Genomic DNA, 3381 nt, shown 5'->3' with positions numbered 1-3381 from the left:
TGTCGTTGTCGTTGTCGTAATCGTTGTCGTAATCGTTGTCGTAATCGTAATCGTAATCGGAAAAGCGATGCACTTAGGCGTGCGAGAGACTCCGGGGCGCTACGATAAACTCGAATACGACAACGACAACGACAACGACAACGATGCGACAACGACGCGACAAGCATTCCCTAACGACGCGACAAGCATTCCCTAAGGACAGCGCCCGAGCACACTGATCAGGGTCTTCAAATCGACCGGCTTGCGCAAATGTTCGTCGAATCCGGCCTCCAAGGCGCGCTGCCGGTCACCTTCCTGGCCGTACCCGGTGAGCGCGACCAGGCGCGCGGCGCGCCCCGCCACGGTGGCGCGCAGCCGGTGTGCCACCTCATAGCCGAGCATGTCGGGCAGCCCGATATCCAACAGGATCAGGTCGGGCCGGAGCCGCTCGGCGGCCTCCAGCCCGGTCAGACCATCGTGCGCGGTGTGCACCTGCTGCCCCACGCAGCCCAGCAGCATGGCGCAGGCCGCCGCCACATCCCGATCGTCATCGATCACCAGGATGACGCGCCCCTTGATGGGCCGCTCGGGGTGAGACGCCACCAGGGCCGGCACGCCCGGCGCGAGCGGCAGTTGCACGGTGAAGGTGCTGCCCGCGCCCAGACCCGGGCTCGCCGCGTGCACCCGTCCGGCATGCAGTTCCACCAGGCCCTTGACCAGCGCCAGCCCCAGGCCCAGACCGCCGCGGGGCCGGTCCAGGGTCTGCTCGCCCTGGGTGAAGGCGGTGAAGACCTGTGGCAGCAGGGGCGCCGCCAGGCCGGCGCCTTGGTCGCGCACGACGATGCGCGCCTCGCCGTCCGCGGTGTCGAGGGCCAGAAAGACCGTCATCTCCCGGGCGCTGAACTTGGCGGCGTTACCGAGCAGGTTGACGACGACCTGGGTCAGACGCTCCGGATCAGCGTCCACGGTGACGGGCCTCGGCACCAGCACGACGTCCAGGTGCTGACCATGGGCGTCGAGCACCGGACGCACCTGCTCGATGGCATGTTCCACCGCCTCGCGCAGATCGAAGCGTTTGCGATGAAGCGTCAACTTCCCCCGGTTGATGCGGGCGACATCGAGCAGATCGTCCACGAGCCGGACGAGATGGCTGACCTGCCGCGTCAGGATGCTGGCCGCCCAGGGCAGTTGTTCCGGCATCGGATGCAGCGTCAGCACATCGGCCACATGACGGATGGGGGCGAGCGGATTACGCAGTTCGTGCCCCAGCATGGCCAGGAACTCGTCCTTGCGTTGGTCGGCATCGCGCAAGACCTGCTCGGAGAGCTTCTGAGCGGTGATGTCCTCATGCGCGATCAGTACCCCCGCCCGGGATTCGCGCAGCGGCAGGACGCGCATCTCGAACCAACGCTCCTCGGTCGGGGAATCACAGGGGTATTGCAGCGTGAAGGCGCTTTGCAGCCCCTTGAGCACCTGTTGGATACCATGCAGTGCCGCCTGCGCCTGCGCACCATCCTCACCCGCCGCCGCCCGCTCGCACACCGCGAGATAGTCGGATCCAGGCAGACAGGCCGCCCCGCCGCCATTCTGTTCGGCAGATCGCCGCCACGCGGCGTTGACCAGGGCAATCCCCCCGCGCCCGTCCAGCACGGCGAGATGGGCGGTCAGGGAGTCCAGGACGTCGCTTAAGAGGGCCTCGCTGGCACGCAAGGCGTCCTCGGCGATTTTGCGCCACTCGATCTCGATCAGCACGCCGAGTTTTCGGACCGATTCCAACTCGTCCGGGGCCCAGCGTTTGCTGCGCAGCCGCACGTTCTGGGTCCAGGCAGCGAAGGACTGGCGTGGACTCAAGCGGACATTCGCCGCGACCTGCACCGGTTTGTCGGGATTGCCGCCCCAGGTGACGGTCCGCACGTATTCGCCGCGAAACCAGATCAGTTTGATCGACCGCGCCTGGTCGAGCGGGATCAGGGTCACCCCCGCCGCGGTGGCGGCCAGGTCGGCCGTCCCGGCCAAGTGCTCGCTCAAACACTCGGTGGCGAAGAGATGGGAAGGATCCTCGGCGTGCAGGGCGCTCAAGCCGGCGACGAGATCGCCGATGCGCGCGGGCGCGGGCGTCACGCCGCCGGTGGTGATCTCGGCACCGGCAATCAGCGCCACGCCGTCAGCGCCGATCGCGCCGAGGACATCGGCCACTTCCGGCCCCTGCAGCAGGGACGCCAGCCGTGCACCCTGACGCATGGCGGTCATGATGCGCCCGCGGCAGTCCTCGAGCGCCGTGGCGGCGTGTCGGCGACTGATCTCCTCCTTCAGCCCAATCTGGGTTGCCAGGTCCTGCCCCAGCCAGTCCGCAATCTGACGAATCGCATGGGAGACCCGGCGTGGGCGGTCGTGATGGCAGGCAATCAGACCCCAGAGCCGGCCCTCCCGGCACAGCGAGGTGGTAAGCGTGGCCTGGACCCCCATGTTGTGGAGATACTCCAGATGCACCGGCGAGACGCTGCGCAACAGGCTGCGGGACAGGTCGAGCGGAAGCCCGGTGACCGGATTGAGCGCCGGCACCAGCGGGGACGGGACATAGTCGACATCGACGATGACCCGCGTCGGATTGATCAGATACAGGCGGCGGGCCTGGACCGGGATGTCCGAGGCGGGAAAATGCAGGCCGAGATAGGGCTCCAGATCGTCCCGGCGGGCCTCGGCGACCACCTCACCGTGCCAGTCCGGGTCGAAGCGATAGATCATCACCCGGTCGTAACCGGTCAGGCGCCGGAACAGCGCCGCGGCGATCTTGAGCTTCTCGAGCAAGACGGGCTCGTCGTGCACCGCACTGAAACCCAGCACGGCTTGGGTCAAGGCATCGCTCGCGTCGGCGGGGGCCGCCTCCAGCTCCAGTAGGGTGAATGGATCGCTCTGGTGGACATAACCGACGAAGGTCTGGCCGCCCAGCGGCGGCTGCCAGTCGAACGAGGACGGGGCGTGCGGCAACTCCCGGTAGCGCTCGCGCGCCTGACCAACCGCGTCGGCGAGCACCGGACCAAGCACCGTCGCCAGGTCACACCCCAGCAGCTCGGCCGCGGCGATCCCAAGCCAGGTCTGACAGGTCGGGCTGGTCTGGGTAATGCGCAGTCGCGGGCCGTGCAACACCAGCAGGACGCCGTGCGGCTGAATCGAACCGGGGACATGGATCGGTTCGGCATCGCACTGACTGAGGTCAGGAAGCGGGGCCGCGGTGTCGCTGGTTGTCATGCGGTTTACCAATAAGTTAAACAAGTCCATTAGAGAATGCTTGGAGCGTCGTTGTCGTTGTCGTTGTCGTAATCGAGGTTATCGTCGTGCCCCGGATTCTCTCGCGCCCCACGTTGCATCGCTTCTCCGATTACGATTACGACAACGACAACG

The 3381-nt window shown here is 66.6% G+C and carries 2 protein-coding genes; one reads left to right on the top strand and one right to left on the bottom strand.

The annotated features are described in order from the left end of the window. Positions 1 to 67 precede the first annotated feature (67 nt). Positions 68 to 196, top strand: a complete 129-nt coding sequence (locus tag QZY48_RS27130) for a hypothetical protein (protein ID WP_295436688.1) — start codon at positions 68 to 70, stop codon at positions 194 to 196. On the opposite strand, the gene QZY48_RS27125 is transcribed toward QZY48_RS27130, so the two are convergent. Beyond that, entirely contained in the window at positions 193 to 3228 is a 3036-nt protein-coding gene (locus QZY48_RS27125; protein ID WP_295436687.1) for an ATP-binding protein, read from the bottom strand. The genes QZY48_RS27130 and QZY48_RS27125 overlap by 4 nt on opposite strands. Positions 3229 to 3381: the final 153 nt, after the last annotated feature.

It is taken from the genome of uncultured Thiodictyon sp. (assembly GCF_903828115.1).
Lineage (GTDB): Bacteria > Pseudomonadota > Gammaproteobacteria > Chromatiales > Chromatiaceae > Thiodictyon.
Note: the sequence above shows the minus strand (reverse complement) of the source record. Positions and strands in the feature narration are given on the sequence as shown.

Bases quoted from the DNA above. Each gene is read 5' to 3' on its own strand.
- QZY48_RS27125 (WP_295436687.1), bottom strand. From the start codon at position 3,228: ATGACAACCAGCGACACCGCGGCCCCGCTTCCTGACCTCAGTCAGTGC.
- QZY48_RS27130 (WP_295436688.1), top strand. From the start codon at position 68: ATGCACTTAGGCGTGCGAGAGACTCCGGGGCGCTACGATAAACTCGAA.